Annotated in this window: 20 protein-coding genes and 1 pseudogene; 15 read left to right on the forward strand and 6 right to left on the reverse strand. The window is 71.2% G+C overall.

Annotated features, from left to right (window positions below):
- The first annotated feature begins 120 nt into the window (after positions 1–120).
- From ACZ5Y0_RS28445 to ACZ5Y0_RS28480, 8 genes are all read left to right on the forward strand, one after another.
- Positions 121–783 carry an HAD family hydrolase gene (locus tag ACZ5Y0_RS28445; RefSeq protein ID WP_469131545.1) on the forward strand — a complete coding sequence of 221 codons (663 nt, stop codon included), beginning with the start codon at positions 121–123 and terminating at the stop codon, positions 781–783.
- 60 nt (positions 784–843) lie between these two features.
- Positions 844–2,070: an MFS transporter gene (locus tag ACZ5Y0_RS28450; protein ID WP_469131546.1), complete on the forward strand. Its 1,227-nt coding sequence runs from the start codon at positions 844–846 to the stop codon at positions 2,068–2,070.
- A complete protein-coding gene (locus tag ACZ5Y0_RS28455; RefSeq protein WP_469131547.1) occupies positions 2,021–3,193 on the forward strand; it encodes an acetoin utilization protein AcuC in 1,173 nt (390 codons plus the stop codon). Before ACZ5Y0_RS28450 ends, ACZ5Y0_RS28455 begins: the two co-directional genes overlap by 50 nt.
- A gap of 256 nt (positions 3,194–3,449) precedes the next feature.
- Positions 3,450–4,247: a phosphatase gene (locus ACZ5Y0_RS28460; protein WP_469131548.1), complete on the forward strand. Its 798-nt coding sequence runs from the start codon at positions 3,450–3,452 to the stop codon at positions 4,245–4,247.
- Between the two features lie 134 nt (positions 4,248–4,381).
- A complete protein-coding gene (locus tag ACZ5Y0_RS28465; RefSeq protein ID WP_004984898.1) occupies positions 4,382–4,594 on the forward strand; it encodes a helix-turn-helix domain-containing protein in 213 nt (70 codons plus the stop codon).
- 156 nt (positions 4,595–4,750) lie between these two features.
- Complete coding sequence (locus ACZ5Y0_RS28470; RefSeq protein WP_003948845.1) at positions 4,751–4,849, forward strand: 30S ribosomal protein bS22; 99 nt, start codon at positions 4,751–4,753, stop codon at positions 4,847–4,849.
- 304 nt (positions 4,850–5,153) lie between these two features.
- Complete coding sequence (locus ACZ5Y0_RS28475; RefSeq protein ID WP_469131549.1) at positions 5,154–6,215, forward strand: NAD-dependent epimerase/dehydratase family protein; 1,062 nt, start codon at positions 5,154–5,156, stop codon at positions 6,213–6,215.
- A gap of 14 nt (positions 6,216–6,229) precedes the next feature.
- Positions 6,230–7,315, forward strand: coding sequence for a lysophospholipid acyltransferase family protein (locus tag ACZ5Y0_RS28480; protein WP_469131550.1), 1,086 nt, complete (start codon positions 6,230–6,232; stop codon positions 7,313–7,315).
- Between the two features lie 76 nt (positions 7,316–7,391).
- On the opposite strand, the gene ACZ5Y0_RS28485 is transcribed toward ACZ5Y0_RS28480, so the two are convergent.
- From ACZ5Y0_RS28485 to ACZ5Y0_RS28495, 3 genes are all read right to left on the reverse strand, one after another.
- Entirely contained in the window at positions 7,392–8,615 is a 1,224-nt protein-coding gene (locus tag ACZ5Y0_RS28485) for a DUF5667 domain-containing protein (protein WP_469131551.1), read from the reverse strand.
- Positions 8,616–8,871: 256 nt separating this feature from the next.
- Positions 8,872–9,651, reverse strand: coding sequence for an ECF subfamily RNA polymerase sigma factor, BldN family (locus tag ACZ5Y0_RS28490; RefSeq protein ID WP_469131552.1), 780 nt, complete (start codon positions 9,649–9,651; stop codon positions 8,872–8,874).
- Between the two features lie 389 nt (positions 9,652–10,040).
- Positions 10,041–10,943, reverse strand: coding sequence for an HAD family hydrolase (locus ACZ5Y0_RS28495; protein WP_469131553.1), 903 nt, complete (start codon positions 10,941–10,943; stop codon positions 10,041–10,043).
- 131 nt (positions 10,944–11,074) lie between these two features.
- Between ACZ5Y0_RS28495 and ACZ5Y0_RS28500 the strand changes: the two genes are divergently transcribed.
- The 6 genes from ACZ5Y0_RS28500 to hemB all read left to right on the forward strand — a co-directional run bounded on the left by ACZ5Y0_RS28500 (position 11,075) and on the right by hemB (position 18,124).
- Positions 11,075–11,353, forward strand: a complete 279-nt coding sequence (locus ACZ5Y0_RS28500) for a glutaredoxin family protein (RefSeq protein WP_469131554.1) — start codon at positions 11,075–11,077, stop codon at positions 11,351–11,353.
- A 288-nt stretch (positions 11,354–11,641) separates the two neighbouring features.
- Positions 11,642–12,409 carry a redox-sensing transcriptional repressor Rex gene (locus ACZ5Y0_RS28505; RefSeq protein ID WP_469131555.1) on the forward strand — a complete coding sequence of 256 codons (768 nt, stop codon included), beginning with the start codon at positions 11,642–11,644 and terminating at the stop codon, positions 12,407–12,409.
- Positions 12,406–14,106, forward strand: a complete 1,701-nt coding sequence (locus ACZ5Y0_RS28510; RefSeq protein WP_469131556.1) for a glutamyl-tRNA reductase — start codon at positions 12,406–12,408, stop codon at positions 14,104–14,106. Before ACZ5Y0_RS28505 ends, ACZ5Y0_RS28510 begins: the two co-directional genes overlap by 4 nt.
- Positions 14,107–14,111: 5 nt before the next feature.
- On the forward strand, positions 14,112–15,107 hold the full coding sequence (gene hemC / locus ACZ5Y0_RS28515) for a hydroxymethylbilane synthase (RefSeq protein ID WP_469131557.1): 996 nt from the start codon (positions 14,112–14,114) through the stop codon (positions 15,105–15,107).
- Positions 15,104–16,807 carry a bifunctional uroporphyrinogen-III C-methyltransferase/uroporphyrinogen-III synthase gene (locus ACZ5Y0_RS28520; protein WP_469131558.1) on the forward strand — a complete coding sequence of 568 codons (1,704 nt, stop codon included), beginning with the start codon at positions 15,104–15,106 and terminating at the stop codon, positions 16,805–16,807. The genes hemC and ACZ5Y0_RS28520 overlap by 4 nt, the downstream gene beginning before the upstream one ends.
- A gap of 324 nt (positions 16,808–17,131) precedes the next feature.
- Positions 17,132–18,124 carry a porphobilinogen synthase gene (gene hemB, locus ACZ5Y0_RS28525; protein ID WP_469131559.1) on the forward strand — a complete coding sequence of 331 codons (993 nt, stop codon included), beginning with the start codon at positions 17,132–17,134 and terminating at the stop codon, positions 18,122–18,124.
- Between the two features lie 9 nt (positions 18,125–18,133).
- Here hemB and ACZ5Y0_RS28530 read toward each other — a convergent pair whose 3' ends face one another.
- On the reverse strand, positions 18,134–18,934 hold the full coding sequence (locus ACZ5Y0_RS28530) for a DUF4232 domain-containing protein (RefSeq protein ID WP_469131650.1): 801 nt from the start codon (positions 18,932–18,934) through the stop codon (positions 18,134–18,136).
- Between the two features lie 51 nt (positions 18,935–18,985).
- Here ACZ5Y0_RS28530 and ACZ5Y0_RS28535 point away from each other — a divergent pair.
- Positions 18,986–19,614, forward strand: a pseudogene (locus ACZ5Y0_RS28535) (aminotransferase class I/II-fold pyridoxal phosphate-dependent enzyme); the annotation flags it as partial.
- Between the two features lie 25 nt (positions 19,615–19,639).
- On the opposite strand, the gene ACZ5Y0_RS28540 reads toward ACZ5Y0_RS28535, so the two are convergent.
- Together ACZ5Y0_RS28540 and argS are read right to left on the reverse strand one after the other, a co-directional pair.
- Positions 19,640–20,425 carry a DUF4253 domain-containing protein gene (locus ACZ5Y0_RS28540; protein WP_469131560.1) on the reverse strand — a complete coding sequence of 262 codons (786 nt, stop codon included), beginning with the start codon at positions 20,423–20,425 and terminating at the stop codon, positions 19,640–19,642.
- A 64-nt stretch (positions 20,426–20,489) separates the two neighbouring features.
- Positions 20,490–22,259: an arginine--tRNA ligase gene (gene argS, locus ACZ5Y0_RS28545; protein WP_469131561.1), complete on the reverse strand. Its 1,770-nt coding sequence runs from the start codon at positions 22,257–22,259 to the stop codon at positions 20,490–20,492.
- Between the last annotated feature and the right edge of the window lie 31 nt (positions 22,260–22,290).

Genomic DNA, 22,290 nt, shown 5'->3' on the forward strand with positions numbered 1-22,290 from the left:
TGCAGGGGGGACCCTGTGGGAGAGTAGGACGCCGCCGAACAATTTTTGAGGGAAACCCCCGTGCCATTCGGCACGGGGGTTTTCCGCGTTATGGGGCATTTCAGGTTCTAGGATCGGCTCATGCGCTATGACCTGGTCGTCTTCGACAACGACGGTGTGCTCGTCGACAGTGAGTCGATCTCCAACCGACTGCTGGCCGCCTACCTCACCGAACTCGGGCACCCGACCTCCTACGAGGACTCGATCCGGGACTACATGGGATCCGCCATGCACCGGATTCACGACCTGGTGCTGGAGCGGAGCGGGGAACGGCTGCCGGCGGACTTCGACGATGTCTTCCACGCACGGGTGTTCGCCGCTTTCGAGCGGGAGCTGCGGCCCGTGGCGGGGGTGACCGACGTGCTGGAGAAGCTCGCCGCGGACCGGGTGCCGTACTGCGTCGCCTCCTCCGGGAGTCATGAGCGGATACGGGTGGGACATCGGGCGACCGGGCTCGACCGGTGGTTCGAGGACGCGCGGATCTTCAGCGCGCAGGACGTGGGGAAGGGGAAGCCGGCACCGGACCTCTTCCTGTACGCGGCCGAACGGATGGGAGTGGCGCCGCAGAGGTGTGTCGTCGTCGAGGACAGCCCGCTCGGGGTGCGGGCGGCCGTGGCGGCGGGAATGGACGTGTACGGCTTCACCGCGATGACCCCGGCGGCCAGGCTCGCGGGCGCCACCGAACTCTTCGCGGAGATGGGGGAGTTGACCGGCCTGCTGTGTGGAGCCGGGCGGCAGAGCTGAAGCAGATTCATCTTTGGCTGGATCTACCCACGAGTACACCGGGGCCCTACGCTCGCCGCCATGACAGAAGTGCTGCGGCGCGGTAGGGCCTCGTTGGCGTTCGGCTTCTTCGCCCAGGGCGTCGCCTTCGCGCTGCTCGTGACCCGGATCCCGGCCATCCAGGACCGGTACGGGGTATCCGACGCGCTGCTGCCCGTCTTCCTCGCCGCCGTGCCGATCCTCGCGGGCGTCGGCAGCGTGGCCACCGAGCGGCTCGTGAAACGGACACCGCCCAGCCGGTTGCTGCGCTGGTCCCAGCCGGTCGTGCTGCTCGCGCTGCTCGGCGTGGGGGCGGGCGACCGGGTGGCGGTGCTCGGTGTCGCCCTCGCGCTGTTCGGGCTCGCCGTGGGCGCGCTGGACGCCACGATGAACATGCTGGGGGTGAGCCTCCAGCGGGCGTACGGGCGGAGCATCATGCTCAGCTTTCACGCGGTGTACAGCCTCGGTGGGATCGTCGGGGCCTCCTTGGCCTGGGTCGGGGCGCACTGGCATCTCGCGCTGTGGGTGTCGTATCTGCCGGTGGTGCTGGTGTTGGTGCCGGCGGTGATGGCGGGGAGCCGGTGGTACGTCGACGGGGACGGTCGCGAAGTCGGCGCCGAGACCGATCCGAACGAGGGTGGTGACAGCGGGGGTGTCGTCTTCAAGGCCCTGCTGCCGTTGTGCCTCGTGATGACCTTCGCGTACATCGGGGATTCGACCGTGTCCAACTGGAGTGCCAAGTACCTCCAGGACGTGCTGGGGAGTTCCGAGCAGCTGGCGACCGTTCCGTACAACGTCTACATGGTCACCACGCTGCTCGGGCGGGCCATCGGGGACCTCGGGGTGCGGCGGTTCGGGGCCGTGGTGGTCGTACGGGTCGGGGCGTCGGTGGCCGCCGCGGGGTTCGCGGTGGTGGCCGTCGCGCCGGGGGCCTGGGCGGGGATGGGAGGTTTCACGCTGGTGGGAGTGGGGTTGTGTGTGCTGGTGCCGCAGACGTTCGCGGCGGCGGGAAGGCTTTTCCCCAAGGCGTCGGACGCGGCCGTCGCCCGGCTCAATGTCTTCAACTACGTCGGCTTCCTCATCGGTTCGCCGTTGGTGGGGGCGCTGGGGGACGCGTGGAGTTACCGCGGGGCGATGGCGGTGCCCATGGTGTTGGTGCTGGTGACGTTCGTGTACGCCAGGTCGTTCGCTCCTCAACCGGACCGATACGGTGGCGGGCATGAGCGGTCGCGCACAGCTGATGTGGGACGAGGCAGTAACGGGGTATGACTTCGGCCCGGATCATCCGATGGATCCGGTTCGGCTGGCCCTGACCCGGCGACTCGTCGAAGCCCTCGGGCTCGACCGGGAGGTGGAGGTCGTCTCCGCCAAGCCGGCGGGGGAGTCGACGCTGCGGCTCGTCCACCGCGAGGACTACATCGCGGCCGTCAAGGCCGCTTCCGCCGATCCGCGAGCGGCGGACACGTCGTACGGGCTGGGCACGGTGGACGATCCGGCCTTCGCCGGGATGCACGAGGTGTCCTCGCTGATCGCAGGGCTGTCGGTGGGGGCGGCGGAGGCGGTGTGGCGGGGAGACGCGCTGCACGCCGTGAACTTCTCGGGCGGGTTGCACCATGCGATGCCCGGGGGCGCGGCGGGGTTCTGCGTCTACAACGACGCGTCGTTGGCCATCGCGCGGTTGTTGGAGCTGGGGGCTCGGCGGGTCGCGTACGTGGATGTGGACGTGCACCACGGGGACGGCGTGCAGGCGGCGTTCTGGGAGGACCCGCGGGTGCTGACGATCTCGCTTCACGAGCATCCCCGGACCCTTTTTCCGCAGACCGGGTGGCCGGAGGAGACGGGGGCGGGGGACGGGGAGGGGGCCGCGGTGAACGTGGCTCTGCCGGCGGGGACGGGGGATGCGGGGTGGCTGCGGGCGTTCCACGCGGTGGTGCCGGAGCTGGTCGCTGACTTCCGGCCGGACGTGCTGGTCACGCAGCACGGGGCGGACACGCACTTCGAGGATCCGTTGGCTCATCTGGCGGTGTCGTTGGACGCGCAGCGGGCTGTGCAGGTCGCCTGTCATGAACTGGCGCACGAACACGCCGGGGGCAAGTGGGTGGCGTTGGGCGGGGGTGGATACGCGGTGGTGGATGTGGTGCCGCGGTCGTGGACGCATCTGGTGGGGATCGCGGCGGGGCGGCCCGTGGCGCCGGAGACGGTGATTCCGGAGGGCTGGCGGCGGGAGGTGTTCGCTCGTACGCGGCAATTGGGGCCGGCACGGATGACTGACGGGCGGTGGCCGGTGTCCTGGGGGGAGTGGGAGGCGGGGTACGACCCCGCGGACCGGCTGGATCAGGCGGTGCTGGCCACTCGGCGGGCGGTGTTTCCGTTGCGGGGGTTGTTGGCGTAGGGGTGCGACCCGTTCCCTGCCGATGCCTCGCCGGTCCTGGAGGACCGGGGTGTGGCGTCGGCCACGCCGTGGGTCCTTCCGGCTGGACGGTCCGGAGAGGGAGTCCCCGGCCCTGTCCCCGGCCCGCCGTTCCTGACGCGCACCCCGTGGCACGGTCGGCGTCCCGCATTACGCCACCCGTGGTGGCTTCTCCCGTTCGCCTGGTGGGGCGGGCGAGGGGTCCGGCAGGATTTCGAGGGTGCTGAGTCGGGGTGGGATGTCGGAGTACTTGGTTCGGGCGGGGCTGGCGGGGGTGGTGGCGACCGAGAGGGAGGGCAGTCTTCGGCGCTACCGGTTGTTCGCGGCTCGGGATCCTCGGGTGTTGATCGGGATCGATCCCGAAGGGGTGTGGGGGGAACGGGCCTTGATTGCGTTGATGGCGCAGAAGTGTGGGGTTTCGGCCGATCCGGAGCACACTTCGGGGCATGATGTGATCGACCCGGAGCTGACCCTTCTCGCACTGGACGCGTTCGCGGAGCGGCTCGCCGCGGTTGCCCGGCGTGGCGGGCCCGTGTTGCTCGGGACCGGGCATCCGCATCGGCTGCTCGGGTTCTACGCCGGGATCGCAGACGCTTTGTCGACGGCGGGATGTGTTGTTCTCACCTCGGCGCAGGGTCGCCGTGTCGACATAACGACCCGGTTCGGTCTACGCACGCTCGACCTCGACTACGTACGGGGTGTCGGGTTGGTGCGGGAACCCGGGCCTGGGCGCCCCGGTGGTGCGACCGGCGTACACACGCACTCGCCCCTCCCGGTTCGGGTGGCGCTGGCGGCGGCCGCGGCGGCCGGCGGGCCGTTGCCGGAGCTGGTGATCGGGGACCACGGCTGGGTCTGCGGGGCAGGTCAGCTGGGGTTCCAGGCGATCGGGCTGGCGGACAGCGATGATCCCGCGCTCTTCGTCGGGGAGGCCGAGGGGACCGTGTCCGTCGTCGTTCCACTTGATGACGGCGTGCGGGCCGACCGCTACCTGCCGCTCACCCGCTACGTACTCAATCGGGCGTCTCTGTCACGGTAGGCCCCCGATGGCTGCACCTCTTCCCCACTCGCATCACCCGCCCCTACATTGGGGAGTGAGCACGCAGCGACGAAGAGTCACCGGAAGGGGAAGCCGGTGGCCGTCGAGTCGAGTGCGGAAGGTTCAGGTGTGTCATGGCTGCAGCTGGCGAGAGGCCTCTGAACGAGGTTCAGTTCCTTACCGTGGCGGAAGTCGCCTCAGTGATGCGAGTGTCGAAGATGACCGTGTACCGGCTGGTGCACAGCGGTCATCTGCCCGCGATCCGGGTCGGAAGGTCCTTCCGCGTCCCGGAGCAAGCGGTTCACGAGTACCTCCGCGAGAGCTATGTGGGGGTGGAAACCGCCTGACGGCAGGGGTGGGGGGATCCGCACCACAGGGCACTTCGGGGTCCCTCCGTCACCTCGATTACGACCTCAGCGCTCGGGCGGGTAGGCTAGCCCCTCGTAGGTCGTATGGGCCCATGGCGCCCAGCACCGAGTGATGAGAAGTGAGCGAGGGTAGTCGTGGGCTCTGTTATCAAGAAGCGGCGCAAGCGGATGGCCAAGAAGAAGCACCGCAAGCTGCTCAAGCGCACGCGCGTCCAGCGTCGTAACAAGAAGTAGGTTCGCTCGACGCGAGGCGCTGAAGCGCGGTGTGGCCCCCCGACCGGTTACCGGTCGGGGGGCCACACGCATGTCCGCCTCCGTACGACGGGCCGGACCCGTACGCATGAGCGGGCGGACACCGTGGTTGATCCGGTTCGTACGACCGCCCGTCGTCGTCACTTGGTGCATCAGGTGGTCATCACAGCGCGACACCGACCCGCTAAGTTGGCCCGGAGCGGGGAACGCGGCAGGGTAGGACCGCGACAGCGCGCGGAATGCGGCAGGGTAGGACCGGACCTAGTGCGGAAGGAAGGCGCTGATCTTGGGCAAGGTCGTGCTGGTGACCGGGGTGGCCCGTCAGCTGGGGGGCCGGTTCGTACGACGGATCCAGCGTGACCCGGAGGTGGACCGAGTGATCGCGGTGGATGCCGTGCGGCCCGAACACCATCTCGGCGGCGCGGACTTCATCCAGGCCGACATCCGGCAGGCCGCCATCGCGCGGGTGCTCGCCGAGACCGGTGCCGACACCGTCGTACACCTGGACGTGACGGCCACCGCGCTCGGCAGCGGAAGCCGGACCACGGTCAAGGAGACCAACGTCATCGGGACGATGCAGCTGCTCGGCGCCTGCCAGAAGTCGCCGAACGTGAAACGGCTCGTCGTGAAGTCCAGTACCAACGTGTACGGCTCCGCGCCCCGCGATCCCGCCGTGTTCACCGAGACCACCGCGGCCAAGTCGCTGCCCAGTGGCGGATTCGCCAAGGACACCGTGGAGGTCGAGGGGTACGTCCGCGGCTTCGCCCGGCGCCGGCCCGACGTCGCCGTGTGCGTGCTGCGGTTCGCCAACATCCTCGGCCCGACCGCGGAGACCCCTCTCGCCTCCTACTTCTCGCTGCCGGTCCTGCCGACCGTCTTCGGCTACGACCCGCGGCTCCAGTTCGTGCACGAGGACGACGTGATCGAGGTGCTGCGGATCGGCTCGCACGAGCCGGTCCGGGGCACGCTCAACAGCGGCACCTTCAACATCGCCGGTGACGGTGTGCTGCTGCTGTCGCAGTGCTCGCGGCGGCTCGGCAGGCCCACCGTCCCGTTGCTGCTGCCGGCCGTCACGTGGGCGGGCTCCCTCGTGCGTACGCTGGGCATGACGGACTTCTCGCCCGAGCAGATCCGGCTGCTCACGCACGGCAGGGTCGTGGCGACCGACCAGATGCGCGAGACGCTGGGATTCACACCGAGGTACACCACCGCGGAGACGTTCGCGGACTTCGCACGCAGCCAGGGGCCGGGTCTCCTGCCCCCCGAGGCCCTTGCCGGGGCCGTCGACCGGATCGCCGCGCTGCCCCTCGCGGGCGGCGGCCACCCCCCGACGCAGAGCGCCAACTGAGGAGCGCATCAACGATGGCGGACGCCAAGGTCATTCCGTTCGACGACGACCGGTCCCGCGGGAGTGCCGCACAGCGGCCGTCGCGGCTCCGGAGCGCGGGGAGCCGCCGCCGGGACGGCGAGTCGGCCCCGGTCCGCGACATCGGTGAGGCCGCGGCGGGCGGTGAGGTCCAGGCCCTGCCCACCAGGGCCGCCCCGCAGGATGATGTCCCGGTGACAGGTGAGGAACAGCGGCAGTGGCCGGACGGCGACGGTGGTGGCGGTGGCCTGGAGCGGCGCATCGCCGGGGGGCTGTCCTTCCTGCGCCGTCGGCTGACCGGTGACTACGACGTCGACGACTTCGGCTACGACCAGGAGCTGACCGACCAGGTCCTGATGTCCCTGCTGCGCCCGGTGTACGAGAAGTACTTCCGGGTGGAGGTGAAGGGCGTCGAGAACATCCCGGCCGACGGCGGTGCGCTGATCGTCGCCAACCACTCCGGGACGCTGCCGCTGGACGGACTGATGATGCAGGTCGCCGTGCACGACCATCACCCGGCGGGCCGTCATCTGCGTCTGCTCGCCGCCGACCTGGTGTTCGTGCTGCCGGTCGTCAACGAGCTGGCCCGCAAGCTGGGGCACACCCTGGCGTGCTCGGAGGACGCCGAACGGCTCCTGGCGCAGGGTGAGCTGGTCGGGGTGATGCCGGAGGGCTTCAAGGGCATCGGAAAGCCCTTCAGCGAGCGCTACAAGCTCCAGCGGTTCGGCCGGGGCGGCTTCGTCTCGACGGCGCTGCGCCAGGGCGCCCCGATCATCCCCTGCTCTATCGTCGGGGCCGAGGAGATCTACCCGATGCTCGGCAACGCCAAGACGCTCGCCCGCGTCCTGGGCTTCCCGTACTTCCCGCTCACCCCGACGTTCCCCTGGCTGGGCCCGCTCGGCGCGATCCCGCTGCCCACGAAGTGGACGATCCAGTTCGGCGAGCCGATCCCGACGGACGGCTATCCGCCGGAGGCGGCCGAGGACCCGATGCTGATGTTCAACCTGACGGACCAGGTCAGGGAACAGATTCAGCACACCCTGTACAAGTTGCTCGTGCAGCGGCGGTCCGTGTTCTTCTGAGTCGCACGCGTACGTGGGGGCGCCCTTCACAGGAAGGGCGCCCCCACCGCCGTACGGGAGGACCGGGCGGGGACCTCTAGCTCGCGTCCCCCCTGTCGATGCCCAGGCCCGGCAGGAGGCCGGGGAGGAGGGGCGGGAGCGTGACGTCCGGCTCGGTGGTCGGGGCCGTGGGCGGCGATGAGGTTCCGGTGTCCTGTGGTGGGTCGAGCAGGCCACCGGTGTTGCCGCCGAGCAGGCCGTCCTCGCCGGAGTCGGCCGATTTGCTGGGGTCGCCGTCGTCGGGGGTGCCGCTGGCCGGGGAGCCGCCGCCCGCGCTGGGCGTGGTCGAGCGGCCGGTGCCCGAGGTGCCGGGGGACGTCGGACCCGAGCCCTTCCGGCTGCCCTCGCCGCCGCCCTGGGCCGGGGGCTCGGGGAGCAGGGAGCGCAGCGGGGCGACCTCTTCGTCCATGGCGTCGAACACCGACGACACCTGCCGGCTGACGTCCCCGAGCTGTACGGGGAGCCGGTCCCGCAGGGCGCCCCAGACCTCGCGGTGCGAGCGCGAGAAGGTGGACAGGGCCTGGATGGGGCCGAGGGAGTCCGGGTCGCGCTCGTACGCCTGGTGGAGGAGGCGGTGGCCCTCGGAGGCGTCGTACCGCATGCCGGACAGGGCGCGGCGGATCTCGGCGACGGACTCGTGGTCGAGGTGGGCGCCGCCGCGGGTGCGCTCCATGAGCCGGCGGGCCTCGCTGAGCCGGGTGGAGGCCTGGTCGAGGTAGGCCTGGCCGCGCTCGCTGTCGCTCTCGGCGAGGTAGTTCAGCTTGAAATCCTCTATGCCGCGCTTCAGGCCGTAGAGCGAGTCACCGGGGAGGGCGTCGGAACTCGCCGCGGCGACCCCGCCGAAGGCGCCGGCGGCCACTCCGATGCTCAGACCGCCCGCGGTGAGGCCCTTGGCGAGCCGTGTCCGCGGTCGGAACTTGCCCAGCGGCGTCGCCCGATGGGCGCCCCGTGCCCGAGCGCGCTGCTCGGGCACCGAAGGGTTTGCCGCCTCGCCCATGGTGCCTGCCTGAAGCATGGCCTCCATCGCGGCGACCAACTGCGCCCGCTGGACGACCTTGACCTCGGGGTCGAACTCCGGTTTGGGCAGCTCGGCGAGACTCGTCGCGAGGGCCAGGAGACGGCCCTGCTCGGTCTGGCCCGCCGCTGCCGGGGCCGGCGGTGATCCTTCGGTCTGCTCGGCCGCCGTGTCCTGGTCGGACTGCTCCTCCAGGGCCTGGGCGAAGGCGTTCGCCCGCCGGTGCGCCGATACGTTCGCGATCACTGGCGGCACCTCCTCTCGTCATGACGGTCGACTCCCCGGGGGTCCTGAGGGTTGCACGCCCTCGACCGCTTCCACGCGAACGAGTGACCGAGGTCGGCCAGGACGTGACCGCAGGGAGCCTGTATCCCGCACAACGACTGGCGCGGCACTTGGGTTACGGACTGCCGGTGATCGGGTGGAGAAGTCAACGGACTTTCACTGAAAGTGAGTTGAGGTCGCCGACAGTAGGCGGCGGTGGGGCGGGGGCACGACGGGTTCAGCGGGCGTCGTCCGGGAGGAGACGGGCGAGAGTGCGGACGGCCCGGTACTGGAGGGTCTTGATGGCACCTTCGTTCTTGCCCATGACCCGCGCGGTCTCGGCGACGGAGAGACCCTGGAGGAAGCGGAGGGTCACGCACTCCTGCTGCTGCGGGTTGAGCCGTCGTACGGCGTCCAGCAGGGCGGCGTTGGAGAGGGACTCGAGGACGGAGTCCTCCGGGGAGCGCGCGACCTCGTTGGCGTCGAGCATCTCGCCGGTGGTGACCTCCAGCCGGAAGCGGCTGGACTTGAAGTGGTCGGCGACGAGGTTGCGGGCGATCGTGACGAGCCAGGCGCCGAAGTCGCGGCCCTGCCAGGTGAAGGTTCCGATCCGCCGCAGGGCTCGCAGAAAGGTCTCACTGGTCAGGTCCTCGGCGGTCGCCTTGCTGCCCACTCGGTAGTAGATGTACCGATACACGGTGTCGCTGTACTGGTCGTAGAGCCGCCCGAACGCGTCGGCCTCGCCGGCCTGGGCCCGCTCGACGAGGTCCATCATTCGGGCGCTGTCGCTGTCGGCGGCCGGCCGACGGGCGGTGGCCGCGCCGGTGGCGCGTCCTCGTCTGCCGACCGCGGCGGTACCGTCGGCCAGCGCGTAGCACGGGCCGACGGGTGCGGCGGTGGCGAAGGCGGGGACGGCGTACGCGGTGGGGACGAAGCCGCGCAACAGGTCCTGGACCGTAGCGACCGTTGCGCGCAGCGTGGCCAGGCCCGAGGTGTCAACCCCGACGTGTGGGTACACGGGACTCCCAGAGGCAGAGCTTCCATCACGTGCAGTGCGGAACCGTTCACCCGTCGTAGCGACGGAAGGGGTACCGGATTGCGTCTGAGGAGAATAACGCTTCGTACAGGCCCTGCTACACCCAGTTGCTCAATTCACCGGTTGCGTCGCTTCCGTAGCCTATTGACACCCAATCAAGTTGCACACCGTGATCGATTGGTGAGCGAAACGGTTCGTATTTCCGGCCGGACGCGGGCGTGTTGTGGCGGTGCGCAGACAACGGGACTGGCCAGGCAGGTGTGCGGGTACGGCGGTGGGATTGGCCGCGTTTCGCTGCGGTTCCCCGTGCGGGTGAGTGCGGTGACCGGGGTTGCACGGTCCGGCGTCCGCCGGTCGCGGGGGTCCGTCCGTTATCGGCGGCGGCGGTGCAGCGCGATCGCCGCCGCCGTACCGCCCGCCACCGCGCCCACGCCCGCCGCGGCCGGGATGCCGACCTTGGCCGCCTTGCGGCCCGTGCGGTAGTCGCGCAGTCGCCAGTCGAGCTCGCGGGCGTGCCTGCGGAGCTTGGCGTCGGGGTTGATCGCGTAGGGATGGCCGACGAGGGAGAGCATCGGGATGTCGTTGTGGGAGTCGCTGTAGGCGGCGCAGCGGGAGAGGTCCAGGCCCTCCGCCGCGGCCAGGGCGCGGACCGCCTCGGCCTTCGCGGGGCCGTGCAGCGGTTCGCCGACCAGCTTGCCCGTGTAGACGCCGTCGACCGACTCGGCCACCGTGCCGAGGGCGCCGGTGAGGCCGAGGCGGCGGGCGATCACCTGGGCGATCTCCACGGGGGCGGCGGTGACCAGCCACACCCGCTGGCCCGCGTCGAGGTGTGCCTGGGCGAGGGCGCGGGTGCCGGGCCAGATCCGCTCGGCCATGTACTCGTCATAGATCTCCTCGCCGATCGACTGGAGTTCGGCGACGCGGTGGCCCTTGACGATCGACAGCGCCGAGTCGCGGGCCTCCTGCATGTGCTCCGGATCCTCGATGCCGGCCAGCCGGAACCACGCCTGCTGCCAGGCGAACCGGGCGAGATCGCGGGTCTCGAAGAACTTCCGCTTGTGCAGGCCCCGGCCGAAGTGGAAGAGGGCGGCGCCCTGCATCACCGTGTTGTCGAGGTCGAAGAACGCGGCGGCCAGGTCGTCGCCCTGCACGGGGAACGGCGGTTCCTGTACGGAGACGTCCTTGCGGGCGGCCTCCGCCGAGGCCTCGCCTGCCAACACGCTCCGCGCCGTGGCGGAGCGCCTACGGGGGGTGAGCCATCCGAGAGCGGCCATGGCGTGAGCATAGCCAGTCTGTTCGGTGGTTCCGTCCGTCAGGAGGTTTGGAGGGTGTGAACTCTCCGCGGACGTGTCGTTAAGGAAGACGACCGGGACGCCCGTGGCGGGAGAGCGGGAGAATGGCTGACATGAGTCCCCTCTTCCGCCGCCAGGGCCCCGCCCCCCAGGACCGGCTCGTGACGTTGATCGGCAAGCCCGGATGTCATCTGTGCGACGACGCGCAGGAGGTGATCGAGAAGGTGTGCGGTGATCTCGGCGTGCCGTGGGAGAAGCGGGACATCACCGAGGACCCGCGGCTTCACGAGCAGTACTGGGAGCAGATCCCGGTCGTGCTGGTGGACGGGGAGCAGCACACCTTCTGGCGTGTGAACGAGGAACGGCTGCGCGCGGAACTCACAGGCAACTGACCGAGCAGTCCAAGTGTGGCCAAAAGTCGCTTAGGATCGATGGTGACCAGATCTCGGGGGCGGGATTCGTGAGGAGAGTGTGCGGTTTTGCCCCCAAGAATCAAGGAACGCGGGCGCGCGTGCGCCGGTTCCCCACGAAGGTGCCGGCGGCGCGTGACCCCGGTCACGTTGGCCGGGCAAATCGGACACCATCTTTGTGCACGCGTTCACAAAGACATAGCCTGCTTCCGACGGGGCGGTCTGGGGACGTGTGACCGCCTACAGCCCCGCTCTACCCGCAGGAGCACCGTGGCAACTGGCCGAACTCACCGACCGGCGACCCGTAGCCGAGGAATTCCCGAGGCCACCGTCGCCCGGCTTCCGCTGTACCTTCGCGCGCTGACCGCGCTGTCGGAGCGCTCGGTTCCCACGGTCTCCTCCGAGGAACTCGCGGCCGCGGCGGGCGTCAACTCCGCCAAGCTGCGCAAGGACTTCTCCTACCTGGGTTCTTACGGAACCCGAGGTGTCGGCTACGACGTCGAGTATCTCGTCTACCAGATCTCCCGGGAACTGGGCCTGACCCAGGACTGGCCGGTTGTGATCGTCGGTATCGGTAACCTCGGCGCGGCGCTGGCCAACTACGGCGGCTTCGCCTCCCGCGGCTTCCGGGTCGCGGCGCTCATCGACGCCGACCCGGAGATGACCGGTCGGCAGGTCGCCGGGATCCCCGTCCAGCACAGCGACGAGCTGGAGAGGATCATCTCCGACAACGGCGTCTCCATCGGGGTCATCACCACCCCGCCGGGCGTCGCCCAGCAGGTCTGCGAGCGCCTCGTCGCCGCCGGAGTCACCTCCATCCTGAACTTCGCGCCGACCGTGCTGTCCGTCCCGGACGGCGTCGACGTACGCAAGGTCGATCTCTCCATCGAGCTACAGATCCTCGCCTTCCACGAGCAGCGCAAGGCCGGTGAGGAGGCCGCGGCGCACGACAGCGCCGTCCCCGCCCCCGCCGTGCGCCGCGCGGGCCCCACCGACCAGGGACCTGACGGGGACGTCCCCGCCGTGATGCCGGCATGAGTCTCCTCGTCGTCGGGCTGAGCCACCGCAGCGCTCCCGTGAGCGTCCTGGAGCGGGCCTCGCTCTCCGCGGACGCCCAGTTCAAGCTGTTGCAGGACACCGTCGCCGCCGAGCCGGCCACCGAGGCCGGGGTCCTCGCCACCTGCAACCGCATCGAGCTGTACGCCGACGTGGACAAGTTCCACGCCGGTGTCGCCGAGCTGTCCACGCTGCTCGCCCAGCACAGCGGCGTCGGCCTGGAGGAACTCACCCCCTATCTCTACGTGCACTACGAGGACCGCGCCGTCCACCACCTGTTCTCGGTGGCCTGCGGACTGGACTCGATGGTCGTCGGCGAGGGGCAGATCCTCGGGCAGATCAAGGACTCCCTGGCCCGCGCCCAGGAGCTGCACACCGCCGGACGGCTGCTGAACGACCTGTTCCAGCAGGCGCTGCGGGTCGGCAAGCGGGCCCACTCCGAGACCGGCATAGACCGCGCCGGACAGTCCCTGGTCACCTTCGGCCTGGAGCAGCTGGCCGCGGGCGGGGACGTCACGGCGTGGGCGCGGGGCAAGCGCGCCCTCGTCATCGGCGCCGGCTCGATGTCCTCCCTGGCCGCGGCGACACTCGCGCGCGCCGGGGTCGCCGAGATCGTCGTCGCCAACCGCACTCTCGACCGCGCCGAGCGCCTCGCGCAGATCCTCGCCGAGAACGGTGACCCGGACGTCGTCTCCCGCGCCGTGCCGATGGAGTCGGTACCGGCGGAACTGACACGTGCCGACGTCGCCATCTCCTGCACCGGCGCGACCGGGATCGTCCTGACGGCGGAAGCGGTCGCGGCCGCCGTCGAGGGCCGTACCGGAACACCCGTCGTCCTCACCGAGGACCGGCCCGAGCCGGCGGACGTACGACCGCTGCCGCCGACCTCCGTCGGCACGGACGAGGCCTGTCCGCTGGACCTCTCCGCCGTGCGGCCGGGCTTCTCCGTGATGGGGGAGGCCGCCGTGGCCGGCATGGACGCGGCCACGCTGGAGCAGCACGCGGCCTGGGCCGCCGGCCCCGCCGTCGACCGCCGGGAGGCCGCGCGCCGCCCCGAGGCCGACGCCGAGCTGATCACCGCGCTCGCCGCGACCGCCGCCACCGTCGGCCGCATCCCCGAGCGCCGCAGGCCCGAGCCCGCCCCCGTGCCCGTACGGCCCGAGCCGGTGCTGTTCCTGCTGGACCTGGCGATGCCGCGGGACGTCGACGCGGCATCGCACCGGCTCGCCGGGGTGCGGCTGGTGGACATCGAGTCGCTCGCGGACGCCTCCGCCGACGCGCCGATGGCCGCCGACGTCGACCAGGTGCGGCGGATCGTCTCCGACGAGGTCGCCGCGTTCGGCGCCGCGCAGCGCGCGGCGCACATCACCCCGACCGTGGTCGCCCTGCGCGCCATGGCCGCGGACGTCGTCGCCGGCGAGATGGCCCGGCTCGACGGGCGGCTGCCCGGCCTGGACGACAAGCACCGCGCGGAGATCACCCAGACCGTGCGGCGCGTCGTCGACAAGCTGCTGCACGCGCCGACCGTACGGGTCAAGCAGCTCGCGGCCGAACCCGGCGGCGCCGGGTACGCGGACGCGCTGCGGACCCTGTTCGACCTCGACCAGGAGACGGTGGCCTCCGTCTCCCGCGCCGAGGACAGCACCGAGAAGAACGCAGAGAACCGAGGGCCGGCATGAGCGGCATGAGTACGAAGGCACTGAGGCTGGGAACCAGGCGCAGCAAGCTCGCCCTGGCCCAGTCGGGGCAGGTGGCGGCCGCCGTGAGCCAGGTGACCGGGCGGCCCGTCGAACTCGTCGAGATCACCACGTACGGCGACACCTCCCGCGAGCACCTGTCGCAGATCGGCGGCACGGGCGTGTTCGTCACGGCGCTGCGGGACGCGCTGCTGCGGGGGGAGGTCGATTTCGCGGTTCACTCGCTGAAGGACCTCCCGACCGGGCAGCCCGAGGACCTGGTCCTGGCCGCCGTACCGGAACGCGAGGACCCGCGTGACGTGATCGTCGCCCGCGACGCGCTGAAGTTCACCGACCTGCCGCGCGGGGCGCGCATCGGTACGGGTGCGCCGCGTCGCATGGCGCAGCTGAACGCGTACGCGCGCAGCCACGGGCTGGACATCGAGACCGTGCCGATCCGGGGGAACGTCGACACCCGGATCGGGTACGTGCGCGACGGTGAACTGGACGCGGTCGTCCTGGCCGCGGCCGGGCTGAACCGCATGGGCCGCAGCGACGAGGTGACCGACTTCCTGTCGGTCGACACGGTTCTTCCCGCTCCCGGCCAAGGAGCACTGGCGATCGAGTGCGCCGCGGCCGACGCGGACCTGATCGCCGCGCTCGGTGAACTCGACGACCCCTTCACCCGGGCCGCCGTGACCGCCGAACGGTCACTGCTCGCCGCCCTGGAGGCCGGTTGCAGCGCCCCTGTGGGCGCGCTGGCCGACCTTCCCCCACTCTCGGCTCCGCTCGAGCGGGGGGACCCCCAGGCCGCCAGGCAGATTGTCAAGGAAATGCGCCTGCGGGGCGTCGTCGGCACGACCGACGGTTCCCGCACGGTGCAGCTGTCCACCACCGGTCCCGTGCCCGAGACGTACGACCGGGCAATGGCGCTCGGCCGCGAACTCGCCGCCGAGATGCTCGCCCAGGGCGCGGCCGGTCTGATGGGGGAGCGAGCACAGTGAGCCCCACCACTCTTCCCGCCGGTCCGGAACACGGGCACGTCACCTTCCTGGGTGCCGGACCCGGGGATCCGGGACTGCTGACTCTGCGCGCCGTGGAGGCGCTGGGACACGCGGACGTCCTCGTCGCCGAGCACGAGGTGCTCGACGTCGTCCGGACGCACGCCCGGCCCGGTGTCCACGTCGTGCACGCGGAAGCCGGCCCGTCCTCGGACCCTCTTCCGGGCACGGGCATACCGCACCCGGCGATCGTTGACGGCGCGTCAACGACCGCGGGGACCCCCGCTGTGCGGGATGCCGCACATCTTGTCATGGAGGCCGCGCGGGGCGGCAGGCGGGTCGTCCGTGCGGTGTCCGGGGATCCGGGACTTGATACGTACGCGGCCGCGGAAATGCTCGCCTGCGCGGCGGCCGGCGTTCCCTTCGAGGTCGTGCCCGGTATCGCGGCCGCCGTCGGCGTACCGGCGTACGCCGGTGTGCCGCTGCGCGACGCGCAGGGCGCGGACGTCCGGTTCGTCGACGCGCGGACCGCCTCCGACCGGTGCTGGACGGAGGTCGGCGTGTCCGACGGAACCGTCGTCGTGTCCACGACGCTGGATGCCGTGGCCGCCGCCGCCGGAGAACTCGTCGCGGCCGGGCGCAAGCCCGACACCCCGATGACCGTCACCGTCGCCGGTACGACGACCCGGCAGCGGACCTGGAGCGCCACGCTCGGCACCATCGCGCAGACGCTGAAGCAGGCCAAGGTGCTGCCCTCGCCCGAGGGCGGCCGGCCGGTCATAGCCGTGGTCGGTGAGCGTTCCGCCCCCGCCCAGCGCGACCAGCTCGCGTGGTTCGAGTCCAAGCCGCTGTTCGGCTGGAAGGTGCTCGTGCCGCGCACGAAGGAGCAGGCGGCGTCGCTCTCCGATCAACTGCGCTCCTACGGCGCCGTGCCGCACGAGGTCCCGACCATCGCCGTCGAGCCGCCGCGGACGCCCCAGCAGATGGAGCGGGCCGTCAAGGGGCTCGTGACCGGGCGGTACGAGTGGATCGCCTTCACCTCGGTGAACGCGGTCAAGGCCGTGCGGGAGAAGTTCGAGGAGTACGGGCTCGACGCCCGCGCCTTCGCCGGGATCAAGGTCGCGGCGGTGGGCGAGCAGACCGCCAAGGCGCTGATCGCGTTCGGTGTGAAGCCCGACCTGGTGCCGAGCGGCGAGCAGTCCGCCGCCGGGCTGCTGGAGGACTGGCCGCCCTACGATCCGGTCTTCGACCCGATCGACCGGGTGTTCCTGCCGCGGGCCGACATCGCCACCGAGACGCTCGTCGCCGGGCTCATCGAGCTGGGCTGGGAGGTCGACGACGTCACCGCCTACCGGACCGTGCGGGCCTCGCCGCCGCCGGCCGAGACGCGGGAGGCGATCAAGGGCGGCGGGTTCGACGCCGTGCTGTTCACGTCGTCGTCCACCGTGCGGAACCTGGTCGGGATCGCGGGCAAGCCGCACAACGTGACGATCATCGCGTGCATCGGGCCCGCCACGGCCAAGACGGCCGAGGAGCACGGGCTGCGGGTGGACGTGATGGCTCCGGAGCCGTCCGTGCACAAGCTGGCCGAGGCGCTGGCGGAGTTCGGGCTGCGGCGACGCGCTGCCGCGCGGGAGGCCGGGGACCCGGTCAGCCGACCGAGCGAGCGGCGGCCGGGGGCTCGGCGGCGACGGGCCACCTGAGCCCGGTGTCGGACTGATCGCGCACATGTGGCCCCGTACCCGTTGACTCGGGTGCGGGGCCGCGCGGTTCGCTCCGTCAGTTCCCCGAGGCGTACGGCACGAAGACCGCCGGGTGGCGGGGGCGGGGGTGAGTTGCGGGCCGTGGGGCTTCCCGCACCGATGACTCCGCCGGACTGCCGGACCTGACCGTCGACTGGCGCATGCCGCGTACGAGGTCGGGCAGTTCGCGCCGGAGCCCGGCCCGGTACGCGTCACCGGGGAGAGCGGCCGGGGCCGACGGGGCGTCGGCAAAGGGGGTGCCGGGGCGGGCGTAGCGTAGACGGTATGGCGAAGTATGGATCGTTTCCCGGTACGCGCCCTCGTCGGCTGCGGACCAGTCCTGTCATGCGGCGGATGGTCGCCGAGACCCGGCTGCATCCGGCCGACTTCATCCTTCCCGCGTTCGTGCGGGAGGGCGTGAGCGAGCCGGTCCCGGTCCGGGCGATGCCCGGCGTCGTGCAGCACACCCGCGACAGTCTGAAGAAGGCCGCCGCGGAAGCCGTGGAGGCCGGGGTCTCCGGGATCATGCTCTTCGGGGTGCCGGAGGAGTCCAAGAAGGACGCCCTCGGGACCGTGGGGACGGAGCCGGACGGGATTCTCCAGGTCGCGCTGCGGGACGTACGGGCCGAGGTCGGGGACGACCTGCTGGTGATGTCCGACCTCTGCCTCGACGAGTTCACCGACCACGGGCACTGCGGGGTGCTCGACGCGGAAGGACGCGTCGACAACGACGCCACCCTCGAGCGGTATGCCGAGATGGCGCAGGTGCAGGCGGACGCGGGTGCCCATGTCGTGGGGCCCAGCGGCATGATGGACGGGCAGATCGGGGTCGTCCGCGACGCCCTCGACCAGATCGGGCGGGAGGACGTCGCCGTCCTCGCCTACACCGTCAAGTACTCCTCCGCCTTCTACGGGCCCTTCCGGGAGGCCGTCGGGTCCTCGCTGAGGGGGGACCGCAAGACCTACCAGCAGGACCCCGCCAATGCGCGGGAGTCCCTGCGCGAGCTGGCCCTCGACCTGGAGGAGGGCGCCGACATGGTGATGGTCAAGCCGGCCGGGCCCTATCTCGACATCATCGCGCGGGTCGCCGACGCGGCGGACGTGCCCGTCGCCGCCTACCAGATCTCCGGCGAGTACTCGATGATCGAGGCCGCCGCCGAGAAGGGCTGGATCGACCGCGAACGGGCCATCCTGGAGACGCTCACCGGCATCAAGCGGGCCGGGGCGCAGAACATCCTCACCTACTGGGCCACCGAGGTGGCCCGGACCCTGCGGTGACCTGCTGACCTACCAGGCGAGCGCGTCGTCCATGCTCTGCTGCCAGTACGTCACGGTCAGCGAGCTGTCGTAGTAGACGCCCTTGGCCGGGAGCGGCGGCGTCGCGGAGGCGCCGCCGTCGCTGTTCGGGGTGCGGCCCTGGAAGGCGACCGTCAGCTTCTTGGCGGTCGTCCCGCCGTCGCCGCTGCCGTCGGCCGCCGACAGCAGGACGCCCGCGTAGCCGGACTCGCCGGGTGAGAGGGTCGTGACCGCCTGCGGCTCGGTCGCCTCTGCCGCCGCGGGCGCCCACTGCATCTCGTCGAAGCGGAGCACCGGGTAGTAGGTCAGGTCGCACACCTTGCTGCCGGTGTTCGTGACCGTGATCAGCAGGTGGTTCAGAGGGCGCGGGACCGGCTGGGCGGTGACCTTGGTGTTCGAGCCGTTGCACAGGACGCGGTTCTCGGGGGCGTTCGGGTCCTTGTCGTCCGTGCCGGTGCCGGTGCCGGTGCCCGGCTTGGCGGACGGTCCGCCGGCCGGCTTCGCGGCCGAACCCGAGCCCGGTCCGGTGCCGGTACCGGTGTCCGTCCCCGCACCCGAGCCGGTGGTCGGCTTGCCGGTTCCCTGGGGCTGCGCGGTGACCGACGACGCGGGGGGCGACGCGCCCTCGTCCTCTGTGCCCGTTCCGTTCTCGCAGGCCGTGAGCGAGAGGGCGGCGAGCGCGGCGACGGCGGGGACGAGCTCGGCACGCTGATCGTCGACGACAGGGGCAGGCCCTTCCGCACGAGCGGCAACAACGGGCGCCCCGCGTACGAGTTCCCGCTCGGCGGGCAGGCGTGGCGGCGGGCGGGGGCCTCGCCGACGCCGTAGGCCCGCCCCGAACTCCGCGACGCCCTCGCCTCCGTCGCCGCCCGGCACGGCCTGTGGACCGTCGAGGACGACCCCTACGGCGAACTCCGCTACGACGTCGAGCGCGTCCTCTGGATCGCCGCCCACCCCGACGCCCGCGACCGGACCGTCCTGCTCGGCTCCTTCTCCAAGGTCATGGCCCCCGGTCTGCGCCTGGGCTGGCTGCGCGCGCCGGCGGAGCTGCGCCGGGCCTGCGCGGTCGCCAAGCAGGCCGCCGACCTGCACACCCCGACCTCAACCAGCTCGCCGCCGCACGGTACCTGGCCGTCTCCGACCTCGACGCCCATGTGGCACGGGTCGCCGCCGTCTACCGCGAGCGCCGGGACGCCGTGCTCGCCGGCCTGCCGGGCGCCCTCCCGGAGGGCTCGGTGCGGTAACGCCCCGAGGGCGGCATGCTCCTCTGGGCCCGGCTGCCGCGGACGTACGACACCGTCGCCCTGCTCCCGAGGGTGGGGCGGGAAGACGTGGCCCACGTGCCCGGCGCCCCCTTCTACGCCGGGGACCCCGACCGCTCCACCCTCCGGCTGTGCTTCGTGACGCAGACGCCGCAGGAGATCGCGGAGGGGCCGCGAAGGCTGGGACGAGGGCTCAGGGCCGGCGCCTGAGGCCGGCCCTCTCCCGGCGCCCGCCTCAGTCCCACCAGAAGGACCAGACGTGCTCGCCGATCAGCCCGCTGGCGTACGCCTCCAGGGTGCCGGATCCCTGGAGGATGTTGTCCGGGCAGAACGCGAAGTGTTCGGCGGCCACCGCCTCCGCCTCCGCGACGGTGGTGGGCGGTGCCGCCACGGACACGGCCAGGACGTCGAAGCCGATGCCGACGACCCGTATCCCGAAGCGGTCCTCCCAGGAACGCAGGACCGCGCACAGCCGCGCCGTGTCGTTCTCGTGGTTCACCGGACCCCGCCAGCCGATGGCCGCCGCCACGTCCGCGCTGCGGCGGGCCGGTACGAGGGCCAGGTGCGGTGCCTCGAACCACGAGGGGACCTCACCCGCGAGGGCGTCGGCGATCTGCGCGGCCCGCGCGTCCGGGTCGGCGTTGAGCGTGGGGGCGTCGGCCGGGCCGGGCCACTCCTCGTCCTCCGCCGCCCACTCCTCCCAGAAGTCCGCGAGCACCTCCTCCGCGTCGTGGTCCCCCGGATACGACATGTCGGCGGGCGCGAGGTCCCACTGCTCCGGCCCGCCCTGGGAACCGCCCAGGTCGATGAGGACCGGGACCAGACCGGCCCGCCCCGCCGACCCGCCCAGGGCCGCCCAGTTGCCCGGCGCCGCGGTCCGCTCGGCATGCCACAACAGCGGCTCGTGCCAGACACCTTGGTCCGTCGTGTCGATCAACCTGCCCGGCGGGAGCTGGAGTCCGAGGGAACGCCCGCTGGGATCGGACGCCAGCTTGGGCAGCGGGTTGGGAAGAGTCGCCATACCGGTGACTCTAGAACCAGGGTCTGACAGTCACCCCGGACCGGACGGACAGGGCCGCGCGCCGTCAGAGCCGCTCGGGCGTCCGGATGCCCAGCAGGGCCATGCCCTTGTGGAGGGTGCGGCCCGTCAGGTCCACCAGGAAGAGGCGGTTCTCGACGACCTCCGGCGCGTTGTCGGCCGACAGCACGTGGCACTGGTCGTAGAACGTCGTCAGGTGCGAGGCCAGCTGGTAGAGGTACGCGGCGAGCTTGTGGGGCTCGTAGGCCGCCGCGACCTCCTGGACCGTCTCACCGAACTGGTCGAGGTGCAGGCCCAGCGCGCGCTCCGCCGGGGCCAGTTCCAGCTCCGGGTGCGCGGCCGGACGCGCCTCGCCCGCCTTGCGCAGGATCGACTGGATACGGGCGTACGCGTACTGGAGGTAGACCGACGTGTCGCCGTTCAGCGACACCATCTGGTCCAGGTCGAACTTGTAGTCCCGCACGGCGGAGGTCGACAGGTCCGCGTACTTCACGGCGCCGATGCCGACGTACCGGCCGTTCTCCTCGATCTCGCGCTCGCTCAGGCCGACCTTCTCCGCCTTCTCCCGGACGACGGCCGTCGCACGGTCCACCGCCTCGTCGAGGAGGTCGACCAGCTTGACGGTCTCGCCCTCACGGGTCTTGAACGGCTTGCCGTCCTTGCCGAGGACCGTGCCGAAGGCCAACTGGTGCGCGGTGGCGTCGTCGTTCAGCCAGCCGGCCCTGCGCGCGGTCTCGAAGACCATCTTGAAGTGCAGCGACTGCCGGGCGTCGACGACGTAGACGAGCGTGTCCGCCTTGAGCTGGAAGACGCGGTCCCGGATCGCCGACAGGTCGGTCGCCGCGTAGCCGTAGCCGCCGTCCGACTTCTGCACGATCAGCGGGACCGGGTTGCCGTCCGGGCCCTTGACGTCGTCGAAGAAGACGCACAGCGCGCCCTCCGAGCGGACCGCCACACCCGACTCCTCCAGGAGGCGGCAGGTCTCGGCCAGCATGTCGTTGTAACCCGACTCGCCGACGATGTCCTCGTCCCGGATCTCCATGTCCAGCTTCTCGAAGACGGAGAAGAAGTAGATCTTCGACTCGTCGACGAACCTCTGCCAGACGGCGAGGGTGTGCGGGTCCCCGGCCTGGAGGTCCACCACACGGCGCCGGGCCCTCGTCTTGAACTCCTCGTCCGCGTCGAACAGCCTGCGCGCGGCCTTGTAGAGGCGGTCGAGGTTCGACATCGCCTCCTCGCCGCTCACTCGGGAGTCCTTGTGGTCCAGCTCGTGCGGGTGCTCGTCCAGGTACTGGATGAGCATGCCGAACTGGGTGCCCCAGTCGCCGATGTGGTGCCGGCGCACCACGGTCTCGCCGGTGAACTCCAGGATCTGCACCACCGCCGCGCCGATGACCGCCGACCGCAGATGGCCGACGTGCATCTCCTTCGCCACGTTCGGCTGGGCGTAGTCGATCACCGTCGTGCCCGGCTCCTCCGCCAGGGGCACACCGAGACGGTCGGTGTCCGCGTACCGCGCGCCGAGGTTCTCGATGATCGCCTTGTCGGTGACCGTCACGTTCAGGAAGCCCGGCCCGGACACCTCGATGTCCTTGATCAGATCTCCGGTGACGACCTGGGAGACGACCTGCGTCGCCAGCTCCCGCGGGTTGGCCTTCGCCTTTTTCGCCAGCGCCAGGATTCCGTTCGCCTGGTAGTCCGCCCGGTCGCTGCGTCGCAGCAGCGGGTCCGCGCCGACGGCCTCCGGCAGAGCAGCCGAGAGGGCGGACGCGAGGTGCTGTTCGACGGAGTGACTGAGGGAGGTGACCGAGGCCATGGGGTGGCTGCCGTTCTGCTCGGGTTCCGGA

It is taken from the genome of Streptomyces sp. NPDC033216, assembly GCF_055577115.1.

Excerpts from the sequence above, each read along its gene's own strand:
- ACZ5Y0_RS28450 (WP_469131546.1), top strand. The coding sequence starts at position 844 with ATGACAGAAGTGCTGCGGCGCGGTAGGGCCTCGTTGGCGTTCGGCTTC.
- ACZ5Y0_RS28460 (WP_469131548.1), top strand. The coding sequence starts at position 3,450 with ATGTCGGAGTACTTGGTTCGGGCGGGGCTGGCGGGGGTGGTGGCGACC.
- ACZ5Y0_RS28495 (WP_469131553.1), bottom strand. The coding sequence starts at position 10,943 with ATGGCCGCTCTCGGATGGCTCACCCCCCGTAGGCGCTCCGCCACGGCG.
- ACZ5Y0_RS28510 (WP_469131556.1), top strand. The coding sequence starts at position 12,406 with ATGAGTCTCCTCGTCGTCGGGCTGAGCCACCGCAGCGCTCCCGTGAGC.
- hemC (WP_469131557.1), top strand. The coding sequence starts at position 14,112 with ATGAGTACGAAGGCACTGAGGCTGGGAACCAGGCGCAGCAAGCTCGCC.
- ACZ5Y0_RS28500 (WP_469131554.1), top strand. The coding sequence starts at position 11,075 with ATGAGTCCCCTCTTCCGCCGCCAGGGCCCCGCCCCCCAGGACCGGCTC.
- ACZ5Y0_RS28480 (WP_469131550.1), top strand. The coding sequence starts at position 6,230 with ATGGCGGACGCCAAGGTCATTCCGTTCGACGACGACCGGTCCCGCGGG.
- argS (WP_469131561.1), bottom strand. The coding sequence starts at position 22,259 with ATGGCCTCGGTCACCTCCCTCAGTCACTCCGTCGAACAGCACCTCGCG.
- ACZ5Y0_RS28465 (WP_004984898.1), top strand. The coding sequence starts at position 4,382 with ATGGCTGCAGCTGGCGAGAGGCCTCTGAACGAGGTTCAGTTCCTTACC.
- ACZ5Y0_RS28455 (WP_469131547.1), top strand. The coding sequence starts at position 2,021 with ATGAGCGGTCGCGCACAGCTGATGTGGGACGAGGCAGTAACGGGGTAT.
- ACZ5Y0_RS28540 (WP_469131560.1), bottom strand. The coding sequence starts at position 20,425 with ATGGCGACTCTTCCCAACCCGCTGCCCAAGCTGGCGTCCGATCCCAGC.
- ACZ5Y0_RS28445 (WP_469131545.1), top strand. The coding sequence starts at position 121 with ATGCGCTATGACCTGGTCGTCTTCGACAACGACGGTGTGCTCGTCGAC.
- hemB (WP_469131559.1), top strand. The coding sequence starts at position 17,132 with ATGGCGAAGTATGGATCGTTTCCCGGTACGCGCCCTCGTCGGCTGCGG.